The 22844-nt window shown below is 70.8% G+C and carries 20 protein-coding genes; 3 read left to right on the top strand and 17 right to left on the bottom strand.

The features are described 5' to 3' along the window. Window positions 1–43: 43 nt before the first annotated feature. On the top strand, window positions 44–448 hold the full coding sequence (locus tag ACRWK7_RS01300; protein WP_431854353.1) for a response regulator: 405 nt from the start codon (window positions 44–46) through the stop codon (window positions 446–448). A 23-nt stretch (window positions 449–471) separates the two neighbouring features. Here ACRWK7_RS01300 and ACRWK7_RS01295 read toward each other — a convergent pair whose 3' ends face one another. The 13 genes from ACRWK7_RS01295 to ACRWK7_RS01235 form a co-directional block, all read right to left on the bottom strand. After that, entirely contained in the window at window positions 472–1626 is a 1155-nt protein-coding gene (locus ACRWK7_RS01295; RefSeq protein ID WP_431854352.1) for a hypothetical protein, read from the bottom strand. After that, complete coding sequence (locus tag ACRWK7_RS01290; protein ID WP_431854351.1) at window positions 1623–2045, bottom strand: ATP-binding protein; 423 nt, start codon at window positions 2043–2045, stop codon at window positions 1623–1625. Before ACRWK7_RS01290 ends, ACRWK7_RS01295 begins: the two co-directional genes overlap by 4 nt. A 41-nt stretch (window positions 2046–2086) precedes the next feature. Continuing rightward, window positions 2087–2422, bottom strand: coding sequence for an STAS domain-containing protein (locus ACRWK7_RS01285; protein WP_431854350.1), 336 nt, complete (start codon window positions 2420–2422; stop codon window positions 2087–2089). A gap of 29 nt (window positions 2423–2451) precedes the next feature. Next, on the bottom strand, window positions 2452–4551 hold the full coding sequence (locus ACRWK7_RS01280; RefSeq protein ID WP_431854349.1) for a PP2C family protein-serine/threonine phosphatase: 2100 nt from the start codon (window positions 4549–4551) through the stop codon (window positions 2452–2454). Window positions 4552–4562: 11 nt separating this feature from the next. Beyond that, on the bottom strand, window positions 4563–5798 hold the full coding sequence (locus ACRWK7_RS01275) for a HAMP domain-containing protein (protein ID WP_431854348.1): 1236 nt from the start codon (window positions 5796–5798) through the stop codon (window positions 4563–4565). After that, window positions 5795–6547, bottom strand: a complete 753-nt coding sequence (locus ACRWK7_RS01270) for a hypothetical protein (RefSeq protein WP_431854347.1) — start codon at window positions 6545–6547, stop codon at window positions 5795–5797. The genes ACRWK7_RS01275 and ACRWK7_RS01270 overlap by 4 nt, the downstream gene beginning before the upstream one ends. An 11-nt stretch (window positions 6548–6558) precedes the next feature. Next, entirely contained in the window at window positions 6559–7338 is a 780-nt protein-coding gene (locus ACRWK7_RS01265) for a GNAT family N-acetyltransferase (protein ID WP_431854346.1), read from the bottom strand. Beyond that, window positions 7335–8348 (bottom strand): ABC transporter substrate-binding protein, encoded by a 1014-nt coding sequence (locus tag ACRWK7_RS01260; protein WP_431854345.1) that lies wholly within the window; start codon window positions 8346–8348, stop codon window positions 7335–7337. The genes ACRWK7_RS01265 and ACRWK7_RS01260 overlap by 4 nt, the downstream gene beginning before the upstream one ends. Next, window positions 8348–10381 carry an MFS transporter gene (locus tag ACRWK7_RS01255; RefSeq protein WP_431854344.1) on the bottom strand — a complete coding sequence of 678 codons (2034 nt, stop codon included), beginning with the start codon at window positions 10379–10381 and terminating at the stop codon, window positions 8348–8350. The genes ACRWK7_RS01260 and ACRWK7_RS01255 overlap by 1 nt, the downstream gene beginning before the upstream one ends. Then, on the bottom strand, window positions 10378–11106 hold the full coding sequence (locus tag ACRWK7_RS01250) for a hypothetical protein (RefSeq protein ID WP_431854343.1): 729 nt from the start codon (window positions 11104–11106) through the stop codon (window positions 10378–10380). Before ACRWK7_RS01250 ends, ACRWK7_RS01255 begins: the two co-directional genes overlap by 4 nt. A gap of 136 nt (window positions 11107–11242) precedes the next feature. Next, window positions 11243–12106 (bottom strand): ParB/RepB/Spo0J family partition protein, encoded by an 864-nt coding sequence (locus tag ACRWK7_RS01245; protein ID WP_431854342.1) that lies wholly within the window; start codon window positions 12104–12106, stop codon window positions 11243–11245. Beyond that, entirely contained in the window at window positions 12096–13100 is a 1005-nt protein-coding gene (locus tag ACRWK7_RS01240) for an AAA family ATPase (protein WP_431854341.1), read from the bottom strand. The genes ACRWK7_RS01245 and ACRWK7_RS01240 overlap by 11 nt, the downstream gene beginning before the upstream one ends. 127 nt (window positions 13101–13227) lie before the next feature. Next, complete coding sequence (locus ACRWK7_RS01235) at window positions 13228–14520, bottom strand: replication initiation protein (RefSeq protein ID WP_431854340.1); 1293 nt, start codon at window positions 14518–14520, stop codon at window positions 13228–13230. Between the two features lie 687 nt (window positions 14521–15207). Here ACRWK7_RS01235 and ACRWK7_RS01230 point away from each other — a divergent pair. Further along, on the top strand, window positions 15208–15846 hold the full coding sequence (locus ACRWK7_RS01230; RefSeq protein ID WP_431854339.1) for a DsbA family protein: 639 nt from the start codon (window positions 15208–15210) through the stop codon (window positions 15844–15846). Here the strand turns inward: ACRWK7_RS01230 and ACRWK7_RS01225 are convergent. Beyond that, window positions 15803–16996, bottom strand: a complete 1194-nt coding sequence (locus ACRWK7_RS01225; RefSeq protein WP_431854338.1) for a cyclic nucleotide-binding domain-containing protein — start codon at window positions 16994–16996, stop codon at window positions 15803–15805. The genes ACRWK7_RS01230 and ACRWK7_RS01225 overlap by 44 nt on opposite strands. Window positions 16997–17193: 197 nt before the next feature. Beyond that, a complete protein-coding gene (locus tag ACRWK7_RS01220; RefSeq protein ID WP_431854337.1) occupies window positions 17194–17511 on the bottom strand; it encodes a hypothetical protein in 318 nt (105 codons plus the stop codon). A gap of 257 nt (window positions 17512–17768) precedes the next feature. On the opposite strand from ACRWK7_RS01220, the gene ACRWK7_RS01215 reads away from it, so the two are divergent. Continuing rightward, on the top strand, window positions 17769–19511 hold the full coding sequence (locus ACRWK7_RS01215) for a sensor histidine kinase (protein WP_431854336.1): 1743 nt from the start codon (window positions 17769–17771) through the stop codon (window positions 19509–19511). A 42-nt stretch (window positions 19512–19553) separates the two neighbouring features. Here ACRWK7_RS01215 and ACRWK7_RS01210 read toward each other — a convergent pair whose 3' ends face one another. Together ACRWK7_RS01210 and ACRWK7_RS01205 are read right to left on the bottom strand one after the other, a co-directional pair. Beyond that, window positions 19554–20201 carry a hypothetical protein gene (locus ACRWK7_RS01210; RefSeq protein WP_431854335.1) on the bottom strand — a complete coding sequence of 216 codons (648 nt, stop codon included), beginning with the start codon at window positions 20199–20201 and terminating at the stop codon, window positions 19554–19556. After that, complete coding sequence (locus ACRWK7_RS01205; protein ID WP_431854334.1) at window positions 20186–22615, bottom strand: methyl-accepting chemotaxis protein; 2430 nt, start codon at window positions 22613–22615, stop codon at window positions 20186–20188. The genes ACRWK7_RS01210 and ACRWK7_RS01205 overlap by 16 nt, the downstream gene beginning before the upstream one ends. Window positions 22616–22844: the final 229 nt, after the last annotated feature.

Genomic DNA, 22844 nt, shown 5'->3' with positions numbered 1-22844 from the left:
AGGGCTCCTTCTATCGTTGGTCTTGGTGCACAAGGGTTCTCCGATGCCGGCTCCCCGACTCATAGCCGCAATCATAGAAGATGACCCATTGGTTCTTCGCGCGTTGGAGGTGTATCTCGAGACGCTCGGCTTCGTCGTCATATCGATCGCGGACACCAAGCGATTCCTCAGGGAAATGCCTGGGGTGAAATGGCGGATCGACCTCCTGATCACGACCTCCCGCCTCGACAACACGTCACCGTACGAAGACTTGCTCGACGCGGTCCGTCGGAATTTCGGTGACGTTCCCACCATCGTCCTGACGGGAGACACGTCGGCGCTGGCACGCGAGCGGGCGCGAGCGGCCGGATGCCATTACATCAGCAAGCCGGTGAGCCCCAAAGCGCTCTACGACGTCATCCATGCCCTCGTGGACCATCACGCGTCCGATCCGTCGGGCAACTCGTAGGCAGTTCCCGGCGGAAGCGCGCGTCATTCCTCCGGCAGACGCCGGCTGATACGATCGAGGTGCATGAGGTTCAGCATCGGCACGGTGACGTGCGCGTGCTCCCGCACGGCCTTCAGCGCTGCAGGGTCGAGCCCGTCGCCGGCGGCGGCCAGCGCGATCAGACGTTCGGCCAGCGCGACCGCGTTCTTTTGCAAGGCCTGCTCCAGCCGCACGAACTCCGCCGGGCGGCCAATGCCGAGCCGGCTGGAGAACTCGTAAAGGAAGCCCAACTGGTGCACCGTCGCGCCGAACACCGAGGCCGAGACGTCGGCACGGCCCACCGACTTCATGGCGACCTTCCACAGCATCGCCGACAGCTCCGCCAGCACCGTGCCGAAGCTGCTCAGCGCCTCCTCGTCGTAGGGGGCGACGAACTTGGTGCGCTCCTCCTCCTGGTCGCGCAGTGCGTCGAGCAGGCGGGTGGCGACGGCCAGCAACCCCTCGACCTGCGACACCACCGCCATGGTGTCGTACAGCGTCAGCAGGTCCGGCTTGGAGAGAAAAGCGCGAATCGTCTCGCCGGAGCGCTTCAGCGTCAGCCGGCTCAAACGCCGCGAATGCTCGGACAGCAGCTTGAGCGCCGACCGGCGCTCAAGGATCTCCAGGACCCACCGCACCCCCTCGATGCGCATCACGTCCAGCGAGATGGTCTGCAGGTCCGGATAGTCCGGCGTGTCGAGCAGGCTGCGCAGGTGGTCGGTGGACTGGCAGGCGCGCTCGGCCAGCGTGCGGGCGACCCTGTCGATGGTGGCGGCGAGCGGCGTGCCGGGCCGGCCCCGGCGCCGGGACAGCCGGCCCAGTGCGTCGGCGGTGGCGACGGCGTTGGGAGGGGCCAGGGCGGGATCGACCAGCACGTCCACCAAGTGCCGGCACAGCACCGGGGCTGTGGCCTGCTCCAACTCCGGGCTGAACTGCGTCCACAAATGGCCGCGCACATGCTCGACCGGATAGGCCTCCAGCACCGAGCGCGGCAGCGGCGGGTGGCCGTCACCCCTGAGGTGGCGCGAGGCACGGCGGCGGGCGGCCTCGGCATCATCGGGGCCGATGGCCTCGTCGATGGCGACGATGGTCGCGATGGCCTCGGCCGGGGTGAAGACCGGGAGGAGCGGTGGTGTCGGCGCGGCGGGCGGCTTGCTCATGGGGGCGCCGCCAGGGCGAGGTGGACGAGGTTGCGCCCGCCGTCACGACGGTAGGTGGCGCGGTCCATCGAGCGCCGCACCAGATAGACGCCCAGACCGCCGACGCGGCGCGTATCGACGTCGCTGCCCAGGTCGGGCGGCGGCGCCTCGGTGAAGGGGTCGAAGGCGTCGGCGTCGTCTTCCACCTCGGCACGCACCTCGCGCCCGTCGACCTCCAGCCGGACGCGGATGGCGTGGCGCCCGCCGTCGGAATAGCCGTAGGTGACGGTGTTGGTGATCAACTCGTCGAAGCAGAGGTTGAGCTTGAACGCGACCTCCGGCGGCAGCCCGGCGGCGGCCACGAACTCATCCACCGCGCCGGCCAGCCGCTCCAGCTCGGCGAGGTCGTTGTCCAGCACCACTTCGAGCCGCGTGCCCACTGGGCTGTCCTCCATGCCGCCGGGCCGCGCCGCCGCGCGTATCAGGCGGCCAGCGCCGCCACGGCCGCCGGGCCGTCCGGATAGATCTCGAACAGCGAGGAGAAGCCCGAGAGGTCGAACACCTCGCGGATCGGCGGGGCCATCGCCGCCAGCGCGATGCGACCGCCGGCCGGGCGCGCCTTCTTGGCCGCCACCAGCAACGCCCGCAGCCCCGCGGAGCTGATGTAGCCGAGTTGCACCATATCGACCACCACCCGGCTGCCGGCGCCGACGGCGGCGACCAGCCGCTTCTCGAACTCGCCGGCCGTGGCGCTGTCGATGCGGCCCGACGGCTTGAGGACGGCGACGACGCCGATCTTCTCTTCGGTGATGTCCATGCTTTCCCCCGCACACCTTGCGCTTGCGTTTATACCATGGCCGCCGCGCCACACACCGGGTTTTCCGCCGCCGGCGCCACGCCGCGCCAGCGGATCACCAGCCCGGTGATGTCGTCGGACTGGGGTGCCCCAGCGACGAAGCGGTGCAGTTGGTCCAGCACACCGTCTAGCCGCTTCAGCGCGCCCAGGCCCGGGTCGAGCGCCGCCATGGTGGCCACCAGCCGCTCATCGCCGAACATGCCGCCATCGGCGTCGAACGCTTCGGTGACGCCGTCGGTGAACAGCAGCACCGAATCGCCCTCGGCCAGCGTGATCACGCGCTCCCCAAAGGGCATGTCCGGCATGGCGGCCAGCGCGATGCCCGGCGTGTTCTCCAGAACCGTCACCGTGCCCGCCCGGTCGATGCGCAGCGGCGGGTTGTGGCCACCGTTGGAGTAGGTCAGCACGCCGGTGCGCAGGTCCAGCTCGCCGTAGAACACGGTGACGAACATCGACTGCTCGTTCTCGGCGGCCAGCAGGTTGTTGACGCGACGCATGGTCTCCGCCGGGCCGACGCCGGACTCGGCGATGGCGCGCAGCATGGTGCGGGTGATCAGCATGAAGAAGGCGGCGGGGATGCCCTTGCCCGACACGTCGGCGATGGTCACCGCCACGCGGTCCTCGCTGATCGGGAAGAAATCGTAGAAGTCGCCGCCCACCTCCTTGGCCGGCTGCATGCGCGCGGCGATGTCCAGCTGCGGCAGCTCGGGGAAGACCTGCGGCAGGATGGTCAGCTGCATGGTGCGCGCGATCTCCAGCTCCTGCTGGAGGGTGATGAGGCGACGCTTGTCCTCCAGCGCCTCGCGCAGGTCGCGGACCAGTTGCACCAGTTGCACCTGCTGGGTGCCGACGCGGGTGGCCAGTCGGCTGAATCCCAAGGCCAGCAGGCCCAACTCGTCGTTCACCGCCTTCGACTGCGCGGTGTCGGTGTCGTGCGTCTCCATCTCGATCTGCCGCAGGTCATCGAGAAGGGCGGTGCGCGCCTCCTCCTCCAGCGTCGAGGCGAGCGCCTCCATCTGGCGGCGGATGAAGCGCTGCTGGCGACGCAGGCGGCGGTCGCGCTGGCCGGCGGCGCGTTCGATGTCGCGCATCACACCGCGGAACACCTCAACCGCACGGGCGATGCGGCCGATCTCGTCGTTGCCGGCCGGCAGCTCGACGTAGCCGGTGGAGCGTCCCTGCGACAGGTCGAGCAGAGCCTTCACCGCCACATCCAGCGTCGCGAAGGACGAGCGCAGGTAGGCCAGCAGCAGCGCCAGCGCGGTCAGCAGCACCAGCGCGATGGCGGCGGCGTAGCCGGCGGTCCACAGCGCACGCTCCTCCGCCGCGCGGGTCACGTCGGAGGCCACCAGCACCGTCGCCGCCCGCCCGCCCGCCAGATCGGCCACCGGCAGGCTGGCCAGCGCGTAGCGGTGCCCGGCATCGGCAAAGTCGGTCACCGCGCGCGCCGCCGGTTGCACCAGCGGGTGCACCACGCTCCACAGCGGGTCGATCTGCCCGCCGATCGGCGCGCCGTCACGGTCCACCGCGAACACCCGGCCGCCGGCGTTGCGCCGCAGCGCGTCAAGCGCCGATGGCAGACCGATGCCGGCCACCGCAGCACCGGATACGTTCGAGCCGGTGTAGACCGGCACACCGGACACCACCACCAGCCGGCCGCCGGCCAGTCGCACGCCGCCGGGCAGGCGCTGCCCGGCCAGCAGCGCGTCGAGCGGTGCCCGGCCGACCAGCGGCGCCGGCTCCGGCGCCAGGTCGGAGCTGTAGAGAAGGTCGCCGTTGCCGGCAAACAGGTTGAGGTCGGTCAGACCGGACGGCAGCGCCTCCAGCCGCCGGGCCAGCGCGCCCCGCGCGCCCGACGCCAACGCCTGCGCCACCTCCGGGTCGGCGGCGATGCGGCCCAACCCCTGGTCGGCCTGCGCCGCAGCGTCGGCAACGGCGAGCTGCCACGCGGTCTCCAGCCGGGCGAGTTCGAGGTCGCGGGCGTGGCGGTCGGCGGCGTCCTCGCGCAGGCCCGCCATGCCAAGCAGCAGCGCGGCGACCGTGGCAACCGTGGCGACGACGAACAGGATGATGCGGGTCTGCAGCAGCATCGCGCGCCCCCTCACGGCCGCCGGACAAGGGGAAGCACGGCCGGCAGCGCCGCCGCCGCCAACACCGCGGCCTCGACCGCACCTCCGGGAGCGCCGCGCGCGGCATTCCACAGCAGGGCGGCCACTGCGCCGATCAGGATCGGGCGCAGGATGGCGGGCGCGTCCTCCGCCGCCGCGCGGGCGTACCGAGCCGCCACCGCCAGTCCGACGGCGCCGGCCGCCCCCACCATCGGCACGGCGCCGAGCAGCGCGGCGGCGCCGAGCGCGACCGCGGCCAGGGCGGTGTCGATGCGGGTCCAGGACGACGGCACGAACCAGCCGACGACGAGGCCGAACAGTGCGGCCAGCCCGGTTGCGGCGTCGAGGTTGTCCAGACAACCGCTCACCATCGCGGCGGACAGCAGCACGGTGTAGGCGCGGACGTCGCCGGGGCGCGCGTCGGTGAGGCGGCGGGGTGTGGTGGCGGTGCCGTCGCCCAGCCGCTCCAGCGCGCGGGCTCGGGTCTGCTCGACCTGATCGGCAATGCCGGGGTCGAAGACGGCGCCGCGCACCTCCTCGGCATGGGCGGCGAAGCGGGCGCGGCGTTCGTGCAGGTGGAACACCGCGGCGTTGAAGGCGAGCAGCGCCCGCCCGATCTGGTCGCGCGGCCGGCGACCGAGCAGCGTGCCGAAGTCGCCCGCCGCCCCCGCGGCCAGCGCGCGCGCCAGCCGGTCGAGCGGCGCGCGCACCGCCGCCTGCACCAGCGCCCCGGCCAGCTCCGCAACCAGCAGAAGCAGCGCTGCGGCGCCGAGAACGACGCCGGTCAGCTCCCCGGCGATCTGCGCGCGCGCTGCGCCCGGGTCGACCGCCACCAGCAGATGCCCGACGACGGCAGACCCGGCGTGCAGCGGGAGGCGGACGGCGCTCGGCCCCTCTGCGCTGCCGGGTCCGGCGGCGTGCAGGGTACGGCCGTCGGCGGCGGTGACGGCGAGGCGGTGCAGGTCGGGGTTGCGCTCGGCGATGCCCTGGAGGTAGGCGGTCATCCCCTCGACGCGGTCGAGCGGGATGCCGTGGCCGAGCGCCCGGTGCAGATCGCGCTGCACAGCGTGGCCGACCGCCATCGCCTTGGCGAGCCGCGCGTCCGCCAGTTGCTCCTCGGCGGCGAACGTGCCGAGCAGGCCGACCCCGGCCATGGCGATCAGCGCCGCGCCGACGGCGGTGCCGGCGATGCCCAGCGTGAAGCGGCGGGTGGGAACGATCGCGGTCATGCCATCTCATCCAGGCGGGAGACGTCGCGTTCCGCCTCGGCCAGCAGCGCCAGCCGTGCGCGCACCGCGTCGGAGAAGGCGGGCAGCGGAGTATCGGAGGCCTCCCCCAAGGCGTAAGGATCGGCGTCGCGGGTGAGCGATTCCAAGGTCTCGGCCACCGCCTCCACCGAACGGCGCGGCCCGCGCGTCAGGCCCAGCCCGGCCACGGCGGCCAGCAGGATCACCGGCACCGCCAGCAGCAGGGCGCCGATGCCGAGCTTGAGGGCGAAGGTGCGTGTCGGCTCCACCGCCACGTCGCCGGGCAAGCGCAGCACAATCTGGCCGGCGACGGTATCGAAGCTGGTGGTCAGGCCGATGCCGTACAGCCATTCGCCACCGCGCTCCGCCGCCCACACCGCGCCGGGCTCGGCCGCGGGCAGGCCCGCGAGACGCTCGCCGACCTCCACGGGGCTGCTGGAGAACACCACCGCGCCCTCCTCGTCGAGGACGCCGACCGACAGCGCGGCCGGCATAGCGCCCCGTGCGCCGTCGAGCAGCGGTTGCACCTGCGGCAGCTCGGCGAGTGCCAAGCCGAGGTTCAGGCGGGTCTCCAGCGCGGTCTTGACTTCGCCCAACACGAAGCCGGCGTGCGAGGCCACCGCCGCCTGCAGGCGACGATGCTGTCCCTGCGTCCACAGCGCCGCCATGGCCAGCGTGGCGGCCAGCACCACCACCGCCAGAAAGGCCACCAGACGCGCCGGGAATCCCATCGCCGCCCCCGTCACGCCGCCGCGGGGCGGGCGCGGCCGAACAGCGCGAACCAGCGCCCGCCCTCGTGCAGGCGGCACCATACCTGTTCGCCACGCTCGAACAGGTCGGCTCGATCGGCCAGGTCCTCCACGGTCACCAGGGACGCGGTGGCGGGGTCGAACACCGGCTCCGCCATCGAATCGCGGTGCATCAGCAGGCGCAGGATGCCGCTGTTAACGCCGATCAGGCGCCTTGGGTACAGGCCGTGCGCCGCGAGGTGGCCCCAGCTGCGGTGGTTGCGCGGGCTGGCGGTGGTCAGCGCGTGGCGGCGGCCGATGCGGTCGGCGACGCCGAGCCGCCAGTCGATCGTCCAATGGTGAAGGCCGCGTCCGCGTAGATTCGGGTCGACCATGGCGGAGGAGAGGTGGGCAACCTGCAACAGTTCCGCCTCCGGCAGCGGCAGATCGCGCCCGCGGTTGACGGTGTCCGGCCCGGCCCCCGGCAAGCCGAGCGCGCCGAACGCCACCAGTTCTGTACCAAGGAACAGGCCGACGGTGACACCGGCGACGTTCAGATGGTCGGTGACGAAGTTGCCGTACTCCGCCGCCGGCTGGTAGAAGTCGGGATGGTCGAGCGTCTGGATCACGCGCCCGCGCAACGCCCGGACGGCGTCGGCGTCGGCCATGCCGAGCGTTCGGGCGGTGACACCGGGCGGCAGCCGGGCAGCCATCGCGGCGATGAGCGCATCGCCCGCCGCCAGCGCCGCGGGCACGCTGCCGGGAGCGGCGCGGGTGAGGGCATTCACGGTCATGACCCCACGACCTCCGCAAGGTTGAGCAGGCCGATGGGTGGATAGAACTCCAGCGCACGGGCGACCGGCATGTTGATGAGGACGGAAAAGCGCTTCAGCGTCTCCACCGGGATCACCGCCGGCGACGTGCCGTCCATCAGGATCTGCGCCGCCTTGAAGGCGGTGAAGCGGCCAATGCCGTAGCTGCTGCTGGCCAGCGCCAGCATGCCCTTGTCGGCGCGCACGATCGCTTCGGTCGCCGAGAAGGTGGGCAGGCGGTGGCGCAGCGCCTCCTCCGACACCAGGGCGCGGTTGAGGGACGCCACCAGCGTGTCGGGGCCGACGTACAGCATTTCCGCTCCGCGCTGCGCCAGCCGGGCGATCAGCGCCGGCAGCTCGCCGGCCAGCGGCTGGCCGGACGCGCCGAGCGGCACCGGCTCCTCCAGCAGCTCGACGCCACGCGGCGGCGCTTCGGCCCGCAGGCCCTCGACGTTGAGCACGGAGTTGCGTTCCTGTGGGTTGTAGACGATGCCCAGCCGCCGGATCGGCCGGTAGGCGAGGATGGTGCTGAGCTGCACCGGGATCGGCGCGATGTGCACGGTGCCGGTGACGTTGCGGCCGGGCCGGGCAAGGTCCGGCACGATGCGCGCGTCCACCGGCGCGGCCACGAAGGTGAACACGACGGGGATGTCGGTGATGTGGACCTTCGGGTCCGGCGCGTCATAGGGGCCGACGATGGCGCGCGTCTGCGGCGTGCCCCAGCTGTAGATCAGATCCGGACGGGTGTCGCGGATCTCCTGCACGATGGTCGGCAGCTTGGCGGGGTCGCCGCCGGTGTCGCGGATCGCGTACTCCACCTTCAGGCCGCGCCGGGCCAGGTAGTCCTTGAAGCCGGCCTCGTTGTCGCTCTCGCCTCGGCCCAGCACCATGGTGATGCGGAAGGTCCTGTTCGGCGCCGCGCGCGCTGGCAGGGCGCAGGCGAGCGGGGCACCCGCGGCGAGCGTCAGGAGGGTTCGCCGGTCGATGCGCATCAGGCCTCCTGCGTGCGGGAAAGGGGAGCTGCGGAACGGGGGCGCGGCGAGACCGCGCGGTCGGCCAGCCAGAAAAGCACGGCGCTGAGGCCGCAGAGAAGACCGACCGCCAGCATCGCCTCGCGGTACGACCAGACGATGGCCGCCCACAGCGCGACGACGGGGCCGAGCGCGGCGCCCAGCCGCTCGATCATCCGGTACCAGCCGATGGCCGCGGTCTCCGGCAGGCCGCCGTCGCGGGCGATCTGCGAGACCAGGGTGAGCTGCGGCGCACCGACCAGCGCCTGAAACAGGCCGAACAGCCCGATGCCCAAGGGGGCCGCCCACCAGGCGCCGCTCAGCAGCAGCGGCAGGCAGCTGGCCAGCGTGCCGACGCCGCCCATGGCGATGAAGCCGCGCCGCGCCTGCCAGCGGTCGGACAGGCTGGCGGCCAGCGGCGAGATCAGCACGAAGGCGACGAAATACATCATCTGCACCCGCCCGACCTCGGTCTTGGACGCGCCGTCGGACGTGAGCAGCAGGGGCACGAGGCAGAACAAGAAGGCGGTGGCGGCGATTTTGGTGGGCACCGCGCTGAGCAGCATCAGCGAGGCGAAGCGCGGCGTGCGCAGCAGCGGCCAGCCGGCCGACAGCGGGGCGCGCTTGCCCGCCATCGCCGGAACCCCGGCGCGCTTCAACAGCGCCGTCACCGTCAGCCCGGAGCCGAGCGCCAGCGCCGAGCCCACCAGGAACGTCGCCTCGATCCCGATCTGGTCGGCGATGATGCCACCGGTGACCGGCCCGCACACACCGGCCGCCAGCAGCGCACCGATGTACATGGCCATGCCGCCGGCCCGGTTCTTCAGCGTGGTGTGGTCCACCACGATGCCCTGCGCGGTGATCAGCACCAGCCCGTAGCCGAGCGCGGTCAGGCAGCGCCACAGCAGCAGTTCGCCCAGGGAACCCGCGGTGGCGGTCAGCGCCAGGGAGACGGAGCCGAGCAGAGCGCCGGTAAGGAACGCGCGCCCGCGCCCCCAGCGTTCCGACATCCGGGCGCCGCCCGGCTGCGACATCGCCCAGATCAGCATGAACAGCGTGATCGGCAGCCCGACCACGAGGTCCGGCGTCAACCACGGCACGGCCGGCGCGAAGGACTTGGAGTAGGCCGGCAGGAAGGGCCGCGACAGTTCTTCCGACAGGCAGAACAGGAACACCGGCAGCCGCAGGTAGACGAGGTTGAACGGCCGCATCGGCGGCGCCCCCGGCTCGCGGAAACGGAAGCGCGCCAGCAGGGCCTGCGCGCGCTCGCGGCGTGGGTCGGCGGGGTCGAGCCGCGACAGTCGGGCCGTCAGGGCGGCGTGGCGCTCGTTCAGTGCGTCGAGGGTACGGCGGAAGGCGCCGGCGGTCTCCGCAATCTCCGGCGGGCCGCCTTCGGGAGGGGAGGTGCGCAGGTCGCCCTCGGCGGCACGCTCCACCAGCGCACGCAGCGCCAGGACCCGCCCCATGGCGAGGTGCACCACCAGCAGCAGGATCTCGAAGATCAGCAGCACCGCCACCAGCACCACCGACAACACGTCGAGCATCAGCCCGGTCGACGCCTTGGCGAGGTACGCGGCGTCGACGCCGACATGCAGCCAGCCGGTCCTGAGCGGCAAGGCCACGTCGACGAACCCGGCGGCGAGCCGGCCCTCCACGCGGTCGGCCGCCAGCCCCAAGGCGCGCGCCGCGACCGCCCGGCCGGAGGAGGCGAGCACGCGGCCCTGCGGATCGCTGACGGCGAGGTAGGCGATGTCACCATGGCGCCGCTCCTCCTCCTGGAACAGCCGGTCCAGCCCCGGCATGCGGTCGAGCGGAATGCCATAGCCGAGGGCCCGGTCGATCTGTGCCGCCAGTTGGGTTCCAACCATGTCGGCCTTGCGCGCCAGCTCCGGCTGGAACACGGCGTCGAAGCGGCTGAGCGTCAGCCAGGAGGCGCCGCCCGCCGCCAGCAGCAGCACCGCCACGGTGACCACGGTCAGCCGCAGCACCAGGGTGCGGATCGGATCGCGGCTCACGACGTGGGCCTCCCGGCGAGGTCGCGGTCGATGTCGTCCAGCACCCGCTCGGCCTCGGCGGTGTGGTCGTGCAGTTGGCGCAGCAGGGTGCCGCGCAGCATGCCGGCGGCGCCTGCGTCGTCCAGCGCGCCCGCGCTCCCGCGCACCGTGGCGAACACCGCCGCCAGCGCGCCGAGCCCGGCCGCAGCCACCAGCGCCAGCGTGCCGCCGGCCAGCCCGGCGCGGACGGCGTCGATTTTGCCGCGCAGCTCGGTCAGCGAAGCGCGCATCACCACCGCGCCCACAATCTGCCCAAAGCTGTTGCGCAGGTCGGCACCGAGCAGCAGCGTGTCACCCGCGATGCGCCGCCGCACCGCGGTACCACCGTCGGAGGCGATCTCCCGCGCGGCGGGCGAGGGGTGGCCGATGGCGGCGCGGTCAGCAGCGAAGAGAACGGTGCCGCGGTCGTCCACCACCTCGACGCCGATGATCCCGACTCCGGCGGCCGCGCGGTCGGTCAGCGCCTGCACGTCCACCAGCTCGGACAGGTCCAGGCCGAGGGTGAGGCCGAGTTCCACATGCCGGCGCAACTCGTCGGCGGCAACGGCGAAGCGCGAGCCGGTGACGTCGCGCAGCGTGCGCTCGAAGTTGAGGTTGGCAAGCACGACGGACAGCAGAACCGCCAGCGCGACGCTGGCGGCGATCACCCCACCCGTCCGTACCGCGAGCGCCGCTCCGCGCACCATGCCTTCCCCGGATCAAGCCGTTAGGGCGCAAAGCTTAATGCATTCAATGCTTCGTTGCAGCGAGGAACTTGACCAATGGAGCTAACGCCATAGGAGATCACACGCGTGAACCGTCGACATGTTCACGCGTGAACACTCATTCCCCGAGGATCTCGTCGATGTGCCGGCGGATCTCGCGCAACGCTTCGCGGTCGGCGGCGTACAGCGGGGTGGGCTTCTGACGAAAGGCGTCGAGCGAGACGCGCACACGGTTGACCGCCCGCGCCACCCGCAACGGGAAGGCGCTCAGCGCCACCGCCGGCTCATCCTGACGGTCCGGTCGCTCGCGCGGCTCCGCCTCGGCCGGGCGCGCGGACGAGGCGAGGCGCGCCTTCAGGGCGTCGGCGTAGGAGTTCCAGGCCGGCACCCGCTGCTCGTCCGGCAGGGCGGCGATCTGGAACAGCACGCGCAGCGGTGGGCGCGTGTCGGCATAAGCGTCGCGGATCGCCTCCGGCAGGCTGCGCAGGCCGAGGTACTTGGTGACCATCGGCCGGCTCTTGTGAACAACGCTGGCCAACGCCTCGTGCGTGTAGTTGTGGCGGTCGATCAGGCGGGCGTAGCCGTCGGCCTCCTCGAAGGGGGTGAGGTCGACGCGCTGGATGTTCTCGATCAGCGCGATCTCGGCCGGATCGCCGGTGGTCAGAATGCCGAACACCGTGTCGCTGCCCAGCAGCCGCACCGCCTCCAGCCGGCGCGCGCCGAACACCAGGGTGTATCGCCCGCCCTCGGCCTCACGCAGCCCGATCGGCTGCTTGAGGCCGAGGCGGCGGATGGAGTCCGCCAACTCCTGCAACGCGTCCTCGTCGAACACCTTGCGCGGCTGGTCGGGGTTGGGGTCGATGCGGTCGACATCGACCTCGACCAGCTTGGGGAAGTTGTCGGACAGGCCGAACAGCGCGTCGCGCTCCACCACCTGGGACAGCGCCGGATTCACGGCTTTCTTGAACGGGCTACGCGACATGCTTGGCCTCCAGCAGCTTGCGGCGTTCGGCGACCGTCGTGTCGTAGACCGCCTGATAGACGTCGGCGCCGGGAGCGTCGGGCATCGCCTCCAGCAGCGCCCGTCCGCCCTTCACCGACTGCGGGTACAGCGTGGCCGAGGGCAGCGGCGGGAAGATGCGCATGGCACCGGCGTAGGTCTGGTGCATCTCCGCCAGCGTCTCGCGGTCCTGGGTCAGGCGCTTGTCGTACATGGTCGGCAGGATGCCCAGCACGCGCAGGCCGTGGTTGATGCGGCGCTGCGCCTTGGTGACGCTGCGCATCAGCAACTCGATGCCGAGCATCGCCAGCGTCTCGGTCTGACAGGGGATCAGCACGCTGTGCGCGGCGGCCAGCGCGTTGACCGTCAGCCGGCCGAGGTTCGGCGGGGTGTCGATCACGATGAAATCGAAGGTCTTCGCCACGCTGTCCAGGCAGCCCTTCAGCACGTGGTCGGCCCCCATCTCCGAGGCCAGTTCGACCTCCATCTCCGACAGCGTGATGCTGGAGGGGGCGACGTACAGGCCGGAATGGTCGACCTGCACCAGCACGTCGTCGAGCGCGCATTCGTCGCGCAACGCGTAGTAGAGCGTCCGCTTCTCGGCCTCCAGATGCTTGACCGGGATGCCCAGGTGGACGGACGCGTTGGCCTGCGGGTCGGCGTCGACCAGCAGCGTGCGGTAGCCGGCCTTGGCCAGCAGGCTGGCGAGGTTGACCGCGCTGGTGGTCTTGCCCACGCCGCCCTTCTGGTTGGCGACCGTGACGATGAAGGCCGGGCCGCTCACGCCGGTGGACGCCGCGATGTCTTTGACCAGCAGCGCCGACACCGCCTGCGGGATGCGCTCCGCGCCACGTTCCCAGGCGCTGATCTTCTGCTTGTCGTACTTGCGCCGCAGGCGTTCGTTGAGCCAGGCGGCGAACTCGCTCTGGTTCTGCCCAAGGCTCTCGCGGAAAGCGCGCATGTTGTCGCCGAGCACGGTCCCTCTCTTTCCCGATGGCGGCCACCCTAACCCCTATTGGAGTACAGGTAGGGCCTACTCCCGTCAAGAGAATGCGGTGGAAGGGTGGGTACCGTCTACCGACTCCTACCGTCGCGCCGTATCCTTACTTGCCTTCGAACGTCACGTCGCCGATCAGCCCGTTGGTCAGCGACCCCAGCGCCGACTTGAAGGTCGGCCAGTGGGTGCGACTCGCGGTGTCGGCCACCGCGGCGCTGCCCGCCCGCAGCACCAGCCGCCGCACGCCCTGCGGCGCGTCCTCGACGCGGACGGGCTCCAGCGCCGCCAGCAGCGGGGCCGGCACCTTGCCCTTCAGCGCGTGCAGCGCCGCCGCCCACAGCGCGTTCACGTCGTCCGCGTCCGGCAGCGGGCCAGGGCCGGGGTCGGGGGCGTCCGCGGCGGGGGCGAGGTGCTCCACCTTGCCGGAGCGGCGCGCGCGGCGGCCGGCGCTGTGGCGTTCGCGCTCCAGGAAGGTCTCGGCCGCCTCGTCTTCGTCCTTGGGGGCGAACTCCAGCGTCACCGCCTCCACCTTGCGGCCACGGCGCTTCATGCGCTCCTCCGGCATGGCGACACGGAAGGGGGCGAGCTGGTTCACCTCGGCGATGGCCCGGTCGATGGTGCGGGTGCGCAGGATGCCGAAATCCTTGTACGCCCCCTCCGGCACGTTCAACAGCTTGCGCAGCGTGTCGATGTCCAGTTCCAGCGCCGGGTAGTCCATCTGGTAGCGCTGCATGCCGATCTCATAGAGCTTCAGCGCGTAGGTGCTGGTCACCTTCACCATGGCCGGGCCGGACAGCTTGGCCCACAGTTGCGAGGTGCGCTGGATCTCCAGAAAGGCGTCGGTGAACTGGAAATGGATGTCGGCGGCGTCGCTGTCCTCCTCCTCCTCCGGTCGGACGTAGCTGGAGAGGATGCGCAACTCTGCCCGCGACCGCCGGCCACGGAACGGACCGATCACCACCAGGCTGGAATCGAAGATCTCTTTCAGCGCGTCGAAGATTCGCTCGTTGCCCTTGTGGTTGCCGCGCACCACGCGCTTCGGCAGCCGGTAGAGCTTGTTGGCGAAGTTCTGGCTGCCGGCCAGGTGGATCATGAAGTTCAGCATCTTCTGCGCCGGCAGCGACAGCCGCGCGCCGTTCGCCGGGTAGCTGTAGACCGCCTCCGCCGCCTTGATGAGGTGCTTGTAGCCCTCGCGCTCGAAGGTGGCGCTGGCGACCCGCGCGGTGAGGCCGAGCGCCGCCTCCCCCGACGTCGCCGGCAGCGATGGCGGGGCGACGCCATCCGGCGCGGCGTCGATGATCGACACCTCGCGCACCTCGTCGGGGGCAAGCACGACGATGTTGCCGGAGGACTCGCCATCCGTGACCTCTGAAGCCTTCTTGCGCCGCCCACCCGGCATCAGCCACCCTCCGCCTCGTTCGTGCGAGGCTAAATCAATCCTTACACCGAAAACAAGTAAGGAAAGGGTTTGGTGCCACGGGGCTGCGCGTCCTTACCTCCTGGGGGCTCGGCCTTACGCCCTGGGGCGTGGGGATTCCGCCCCCGTCCGGTAAGCGAACCGCCCCCGGCGTGTAAGGAAGATTCGCTGCGACTCGTTGGACTCCCGCGGTTTTGCGGAGGATGAATCCTTTTAAAGCTGGAACAGACTCAAAACCGGGGTTTTTGAGAGAGTCTTTCGGACTTTGGTGAGTCGTTCGGCGACTCGACGAACGCGTTATCCTTACCGCTTGGGGGCTGCAAAGCGTCGGCACCGGTCTCGCCTCCTAACCTCCCTCCCCCGCGAAGTGGGGGAGGGCTGGGATGAGGGCCGTACAGGCACCTTTCCGACCCCCGATCCTTACCGCTTGGGGGCGTCAAGGCGCCCACACTGCCCCCAAACGGTAAGGAAACCCGGCCACGGCGAATCACCCCGCCCGAATCGCCCCCAGGCGGTAAGGATTCATCCACCCCCAAGCCGTAAGGATGCCCATCCCGCAACGGCTGCAGCGCCCCCAGGCGGTAAGGATAGGCATTTCCCCCAAGCGGTAAGGATGGCCATCGGCACCTCCCACGCCATATCATCCCCATCCTTACCTGAGGCCTTGCGATGACCGGTCCGCACCTCGTCTACGTTGCCGATCCCATGTGCTCGTGGTGCTGGGGCTTCTCGCCTGTCGTTTCGGCGATCCGCGCCCGTTTCGGCGAGTCGTTGCCGATCCGCCCGATGATGGGCGGCCTGCGCCCGCAGACCACCAAGCCGATGGACGCCTCCGCCAAGCGGACCATCCGCACCCATTGGGAACACGTGCACGAGGCCACCGGCCAGCCCTTCGACTGGGCGTTCTTCGACCGCGAGGGCTTCGTCTACGACACCGACCCCGCGGCCCGCGCCGTCGTGATCGTCCGCCGGAGCGGACATGGGCCAGCACTGGACATGCTGCGCGCGGTGCAGACCGCGTTCTATGCGGAGAATCGTGACGTCACCGATACCGCCGTGCTGGCCGACCTCGCCGCGGCGCACGGCGTCGACCGCGACGGTTTCCTCGCCGCCTTCGAATCGGAGGAGGCAAAGCAGGAGACGTGGCGCGACTACGGCATCAGTCATCAGGCGGGGATCACCGGCTTCCCGACGCTGCTGGCCGGCGAAGGGGGCGGCGCGCCCTACGCCCCGGTCACCCGCGGTTACCAGCCAACGGACGCGATCATTCCGGCGCTGGAGCGCTGGTGGACGGCCGTTGCGGGATGACGAGCGTCACGGTGGTGCCGCCGTCCGGCCCGGACTCCACGGTGAAGGAGCCGGCGAGCGGCCCGGTCGCCGCGTTGTAGGCGATGGTCAGCCCGAGGCCCTTGTGGCCGCGCCCGCGCGCGGTGGTGAAGAACGGGTCGGTGAGCCGCGGCAGGTCGCCCGCCGCCACGCCGGCGCCGCGGTCACGCACGGTGAGGCGGTAGGCCGGGCGGCCGTCCAGCCGGTCCGGCTCAAGCGCCAGTTCCACCGGCCCGCCGCCGGGCGGGTAGGCGTGCGCGGCGGCGTTGGCCAGCAGCTCGGCCAGCACCCGGTGCAGTGCTGCGCGGTGGCCGCGCCAGGGCGACGGCTCGCCGGCGACGGTCACGCTCAGGGCCTGTTCCGGACGTTGCGCCGTGAACAGCCAGCAGCCCTCCTCGACCGCCGCGCGCAGGTCGGTGGACGTCATGGCCTCGGCGTGGTGGTCGGCGGCGAGCGCGTGAAAGGTCTGGGTCAGCTCCACCACGCGGGCGAGGTTGTCGGCGATCAGTTCCACCGGCTCGCGCAGCTCGGCCGCCGTGGGGGCCGGCGCCTTGGCCAGCCAGCCCTGCACAGCGCTCGCCATCGACACGCAGATGCCAAGCGGCGTGTTCATCTCGTGCGCCAACCCGGTGACCGCCTGGGTGATGGTGCGCTGGCGGCGCAGGTCCGCCTCCGCCGCACGCACGCGCGCCTCCAGCTCAGCCCGCGCCAGCCGACGCGAGGTGTCGCGCATCTTGGCGCTCAACTCGGCCAGCAGCTTGCGCAGCAGGGCGGGGGAGGGGGCGATCAGCGCCCAGAAGGCGTCGTGCTGCATGGTGAAGTAGCGGCACGCCGTGGCGGCGACGATGGTCGCCGAGCGTTGCTCGCCGTCCAGCAGCCCCATCTCGCCGAAGCAGTCGCCGGCCGCAAGCGTGGCGATGGCCACGTCGGTCCCCCCCTGCTCGGCGCGCGACACCCGCGCGGTGCCCTCGAGCAGCGCGAACATGGCGTCCGCGCGGTCGCCTTCGCGGATCAGCAGGGTGCCGGCGGGCACCTCGTGCACCGAACCGTGCGCAGCGATGGCGTCGTGCTCCGCTGCGGTCAGGCCGGCGAACAGCGGGACGCTGGCCAGGAGGCTTCCGGAAGACGGCATGCGGCACCTTACCTAAGGGTAAAGGCGCCACTCTAGCAAAACTGGAGGTCTTCGACAGGTCTTCCGGCGGTCATACGGCCGGCACATGGACGCTTCCATGAGCGGCCGGCCGTATGCCCCTCTCGCACATTGCTGTGCAATGTGCTGCCGGGTTTGAACCAAAGGCGCTTGATGGAAGCCATCAAGCGCCTTTGGTATCAGACGACGACGGTTGCGGGCTGGGGGCCATTGCTTTTGCCGACGGCGGCTTGGCGGTAGGCCTTCAGCTGCTGCTCGTCGGGGAAGCGGCGCTCGATCTCGCCGGTGCGGGCGCTGCGGAATTCCATGACGAAGACGCCGGCCTCCGAATCAAAGCGGCTGCGCGGGTTGAACACCACGACGGGGGGCTTTTGGACCTCGGCCTGCGGAGCGGGGGCGGGCACACTGGCGGCGGACGCGGCCGGGCTGTCCGAACGCTTGCTGGCCTCGGTGGCGTGGGTGGTCGCGGGCGCGTAGCTCGTGGCGGCGATCATCATGGCGGCACCTGTGCCCTGCGGTGGCACGACAATTCTTCATGGTGGAATCGCTGAAAAGAAGAGTCAAATTAAATCTATCGCGCGGTCCGTCCACACTTTCGGAATGTCAAGCGCCATCGCGCGAGCTTCCGACAAGGTCTGCTATTTTTAGGGTGAAGCCGGCATTGCCTAGGCACATAAGTAAAAGATGGTTTACAATAACGCTGAAGCGCGCAACTTTTGTGATAGGCGGCCGGTCATAGCCGGACGGAGAACGCATGCGTCTGCAGATGAAAGTCACGTTGGCCATGCTGCTCGCCGTGGCCTTGATCACTTTCACGAACGCCGCCGTGCTGTGGTACGCGATCTACCCCAGTTATCTGGCGTTGGAGGAGGACGAGGCGGAGCGCAACATCGCGCGCGTGCACTCCGTGCTGGACGAGGACGTGGCGACACTGGCGCGCACCGTGACGGACTGGGCGGCCTGGGACGACACCTACCTGTTCGTCGGCGGCCGCAAGCCCGCCTTCGTACAGGACAACCTCACCGCGACGGCTCTGGCGAACCTGTCGGTCAACCTGCTGTATGCCGAGGACACAGCGCGCCGGCCCGTTCTCACCACCAGCTTCGACCGCGCGGAGGGCACCGTCGATACCGCCGCGCTGGACGGCGTCGGGACCTTTGCCACAGCGGCGCGCCCGCTCATCGAGCGGGCCTGGGGGGCGGGGGAGGCAAGCGGGCTGGTGCTGGCGGACGGCCGGCTGTTCATGGCCGCCGCCCGCGGTATCCAGCCCAGCGACCGCGGCGCCCCGGCCAACGGCGTCCTGGTGTTCGCGCGCGCCGTCGACGACGAGGTCGCGGAATCGCTGCGCCGCCGGGTCCGGCTGCCGATCGCGTTCGGCGCGCCGTTGCCGGCCGGAGCGCCAGCCGAGGATATGGCGCTGACGAGGACCGGCGACACCATCATCGCGGCGTCGGTGCTGCGCGACGTCGACCGGAGCCCGCTCCTGACCTTCCACGCCGAGATGCCGCGCAGCATCGAACTGCTGGGCAGCCGGACGTTGCTGGTGGCGGCGCTGTCGCTGGTGTTGTCGGCGGTGCTGATCCTGTTCCTGCTGTGGGTGGCGCTGCGGCGGATTATCGTTCGCCCGATCCAGGACCTGACGGTGCGCCTCGCCCCGGTCGGGCACGCCGGCCCGGCGGGGACCGACGAGATTGGCGCCTTGGCCGCCGCGCTGGCGCGTCACGTCGAACTGCAGCGCGCCCTGGTCGAGGCCGATGCCGCCCGCCGTGTGGCCGAGGAGGCCAACCGCACCAAATCGATGTTCCTGGCGCAGATGAGCCATGAGCTGCGCACCCCGCTGCACGCCGTCCTTGGGTTCGCCGAGATCATGGAACAGCAGCTGCTCGGCCCGCTCAGCGATCCTTACCGCGACAGCGCCAGCCGCATCCGCACGAGCGGCACGCATCTGCTGAACCTCATCAACGACATCCTCGACCTGTCGAGGGTAGAGGCCGGCGAGTTCAAGGTGGTGGCGGAGCCGGTCGATGTGGCCGCCGTGCTGGAGGAGAGCGTCCAGCTCGCCCGTGAACTGCCGGGGAGTGGTGCGTTGACCCTCGATACCGCGATCCCCATCGGGCTGCCTTGGCTGACCGCCGACACCCGGCGGCTGCGGCAGGTGGTGTTGAACCTGCTGTCGAACGCTGTGAAGTTCACGCCGGAGGGAGGCCGGGTGACGTTGCGCGCCATGGCCGACTCCACGGGGTTGGCTGTGTCGGTGCAGGACACCGGCGTCGGCATCGCGCCCGAGCACCTGGAGACCGTGCTGCGCCCCTTCGGGCAGATCGACAACAGCCAGACGCGCAAGCACGACGGCGCCGGCCTGGGCCTGCCGCTGGCCCGGGAGTTCACCCGGCTGATGGGCGGCACGCTGAGCATCGCCAGCACCCCGGGCACCGGCACCACGGTGACCGTCGCCTTCCCGCGCGACCGGTTGCTGGTGGAGCGGAAGTCGGCGTGACGTTCCCGTAAGCCCCTCCCCCTCGCAGGGGAGGGGCCAAAGTCATCCCACCGGCCGGTGCAGCACGTAGCCGCCATCGTGCAGGGCGAGCCAGCCGTCCTCGCCGGTGGCTGCGGCCATGATCGAGCGCAGCATGCACAGGTACGTGTTGACCGTCTTCGACGGCGGCGGGTCATCGCCATAGAGCGCCAAGGCGATGCGCGGCAGCGGCACCGGGTGGCGCGCGGCGGCGACGATGCCCAGCACCTTGGCGCAGTTCGGGCTGACCTTCAGCGGCTTGCCGTCGACCAGCGGGTCGCTGCCGTCGCGGCCGATCTCCAGCCGGCCGCAGCACACCCGCGTGCGCAGCGGAGGCGCCGCGCGGCGGCGGATGGCGGCAATGCGCGCCGCCAACTCGCGCGGATGCAGTGGGAAGGCCTGGGCGTCGTCGCAGCCGTGCGCCAGGGCGGCGGCAATGGCGTCGACGTCGCGCCCGTCCAGAGCCGCGATCAGCGGCCCGTCGTAGCCGGCGCCGCGCACCCGCCGCGCCGCGGCCGGCGCCTGCCCGTCCCATCCGAGCAGAAAGGCGGCGACGGGGACCGCCGCCGCCTCGTCGGGCGACATGTCGAGGAGTTCGAACGCTCCGGTCCGCACCGCCTCCAACCGGCGGCGCGGCAACCCGAAGACGCCGAGGCTCAGAACTCCTTCCATTCCTCGTCCTCCGCGACGGCGGCGTGCTTGAGCACCGCCTTCGCCGTGGACGCGTGCGCCGCCGGCTTGGCCGTCTGGTGCGGCTGCGGCCGTTTCGCCGCCGGCTTCGCCGAGGCCGGCTTGGCGGCGAGCGGCGGTGCCCGGTGGGCCGGCGGCGGGGCGGCGGCCATGGTGCGGCGATCGAGCTTGAAGAAGCCGACCAGCCCCTTGAGGTCGGAGGCTTGCCCGGCCATCGCCTGGGCGGCGGCGGTGGTCTCCTCGACCAGCGCGGCGTTCTTCTGCGTCATCTCGTCCATCGAGGCGACGGTGGCGTTGATCTCGTCCAGCGCGGTGGCCTGCTCACTCGACGCCGAGGCCATCTCGGAGATCAGCGCCGCCACCTCGTGCACGCCCTTGACGATGCCGCCGAGCGCGTCGCCGGCTTTGGCCACCAGCTCGACACCGTCCTTGACCTGCCCGTCGCTGTCGAGGATCAGCGACTTGATTTCCTTCGACGCCTGGGCGGAACGCTGGGCGAGGTTGCGCACCTCCTGCGCCACCACGGCGAAGCCGCGGCCGGCGTCGCCGGCCCGGGCCGCCTCCACCGCCGCGTTGAGGGCCAGCAGGTTGGTCTGGAAGGCGATCTCGTCGATCACCCCGATGATGTCGGTGATCGAGTGCGACGCCGTCTCGATCCGCTTCATCGCCTGGATGGCCGAGCCGGCAACGGCGCCGCCGCCCTCCGCCGCCTGCCGGGCGTCGTGCGCCATGCGGTTGGCGCGCTGCGCGTTGTCGGCGTTGGAGCGCACGGTGGCGCCCAGCTCCTCCATGCTCGCCGCCGTCTCCTCCAGGCTCGAGGCCTGCTGCTCGGTGCGCTCGGCCAGGTCGGTGCTGCCGGTGGAGACCTCGGCGGCGGCGCTGGCGATGGCGTCGGCGGCGGTGGTGATCTGGCCGACGATCTCCGCCAGCTTCTCCGAGGTGGCGTTGACGTCGGTCTTCAGCTTCTGGAAAGCGCCCTGGTAGTCGCGCTCGACCCGCCGGGTCAGATCCCCCTCGGCCAGCGCGCCCATGACGCCGGCGAGGTCGGCGATGACGCCTTCGACGGTGTCGGTCAGGCGGTTGATGCCCTCCGACATGGTCTTGTAGAAGCCATCCTTGCCGGCGAGTTCGAGTCGCCGCGACAGGTCGCCCTTGGAAACGCCGTCGATGAGCGCGGCGATCTCCTCGCCGATAGCCTTTTCGCGCAGCCGCTGCGCTTCAGCGGCCTCCCGTTCGGCCTCCAGCCGCGCGCGCTCGGCCTCGTCCATGCGCGTCTTCTCGAGGGCGTTGTCCTTGAAGACCTGCACGGCCTTGGCCATGGCGCCGATCTCGTCCTGGTTGCCGAGCGCCGGGATGGCGACGGCGAGGTCGCCGCCGGCCAGCGCGGTCATCGAGCCGGTCATCGCGGTGACCGGGCGGACGATGGAGCGAGCCACCAGCCACGCCAGCAGCAGCCCCAGCGCCACCGCGCCGCCGCCCAGCGTCAGGGAGGCCGACTGCGTCTGCGCCATGTCGCTCTTGCTGTCCTTCAGGATCTCGTCGCGCGCCTTGCTCTGCGCATCGACCACCTTGTCGGTCAGTTCGGCGAACTCCGCGCCTTCCTTGGCCATGGTGCCGAAGGCGAGTCCCTGGATCTCCAGCGACGCCTTGGTGACGGCCGTGAAGGCGTCGACGTAGTCGTCGGAGATGCGGTCGGCGTCCTGGGCCAGCCGCTTGCGTTCGGGGTTCTTCAGGCGTTCGGACAGCGGCTTGATGATGGCTTCGAACTCGGCGTTGCGCGCCTTGACCTCATCGACGAACTTCTGCTCGGGGTTGGCGAGGAAGCGCTGGCCGCTGATGCGCAGCAGCAACAGCTTCTCCTGCGCCCGCCCGGCCAGGGCCGCCGCTTCCATGTCGCCGTCGGCCATGGCCGAGGCGATGATCTTCGTCAGGTTCTCGCGCGCCCGGGTGCCCAGCGGATTCATCCGCTCCTCGACCAGTCGGTCGCGCTGGTGGCGTGCCTCCACCAGCTTGCCGAAGTTGGCGCCGTAGGCTTCGAACAGCGCGGTCATGCGCTCCAGACCGCGGCGGCGCTCGGCGTTGCTGGTGGCATCGACCGCAGTGCGCAAGGCGGCGCGCAGTTTGCTCTGCACCTCCTGCACCTGCTGCGCCGCCGCGGGGTCACCGGACAGCGAATACACCACGACGTTTCGCCGCATCTGCCCGACGTCCACCGCAATGTCGAGGACACGTGCCGAGTTGTCGGCGATCGAGGCGTAGCGGTCGAACCCTTCCTCGGCAGCGCCGAGCGAGCGGTAGCCAACGGCCACGATGGCGCCCAGCAGCGCCAGGATCACCAGGAAACCGAAATAGACGCGGGTTCCGACCCGGAAGCGACTGGCGAAGCTGCTGTTCATTGGGGGACCTCGGGATCTTATGCGATCGTGTGCAAATGAAAATGCCCGCCGGAGCCCGGCCGCGGAAGATGAGACACAAGACTCCGCGTTCAGGCTGGCTCACACCCGATAACCACACTCCTTATGAAGCAAACTCCCTTAACAATATATGACCATCCGACCAAAAGGAGTATTCCTCCGTATTACGGATATCTCGCGGCCCGTCCGAAGCGAAAGGCGGAGGGGGGTC

This window comes from Azospirillum sp. (genome assembly GCF_050789165.1).
The sequence above is the reverse complement of the archived record's forward strand: the minus strand, read 5'-3'. Positions and strand labels throughout refer to the sequence as shown.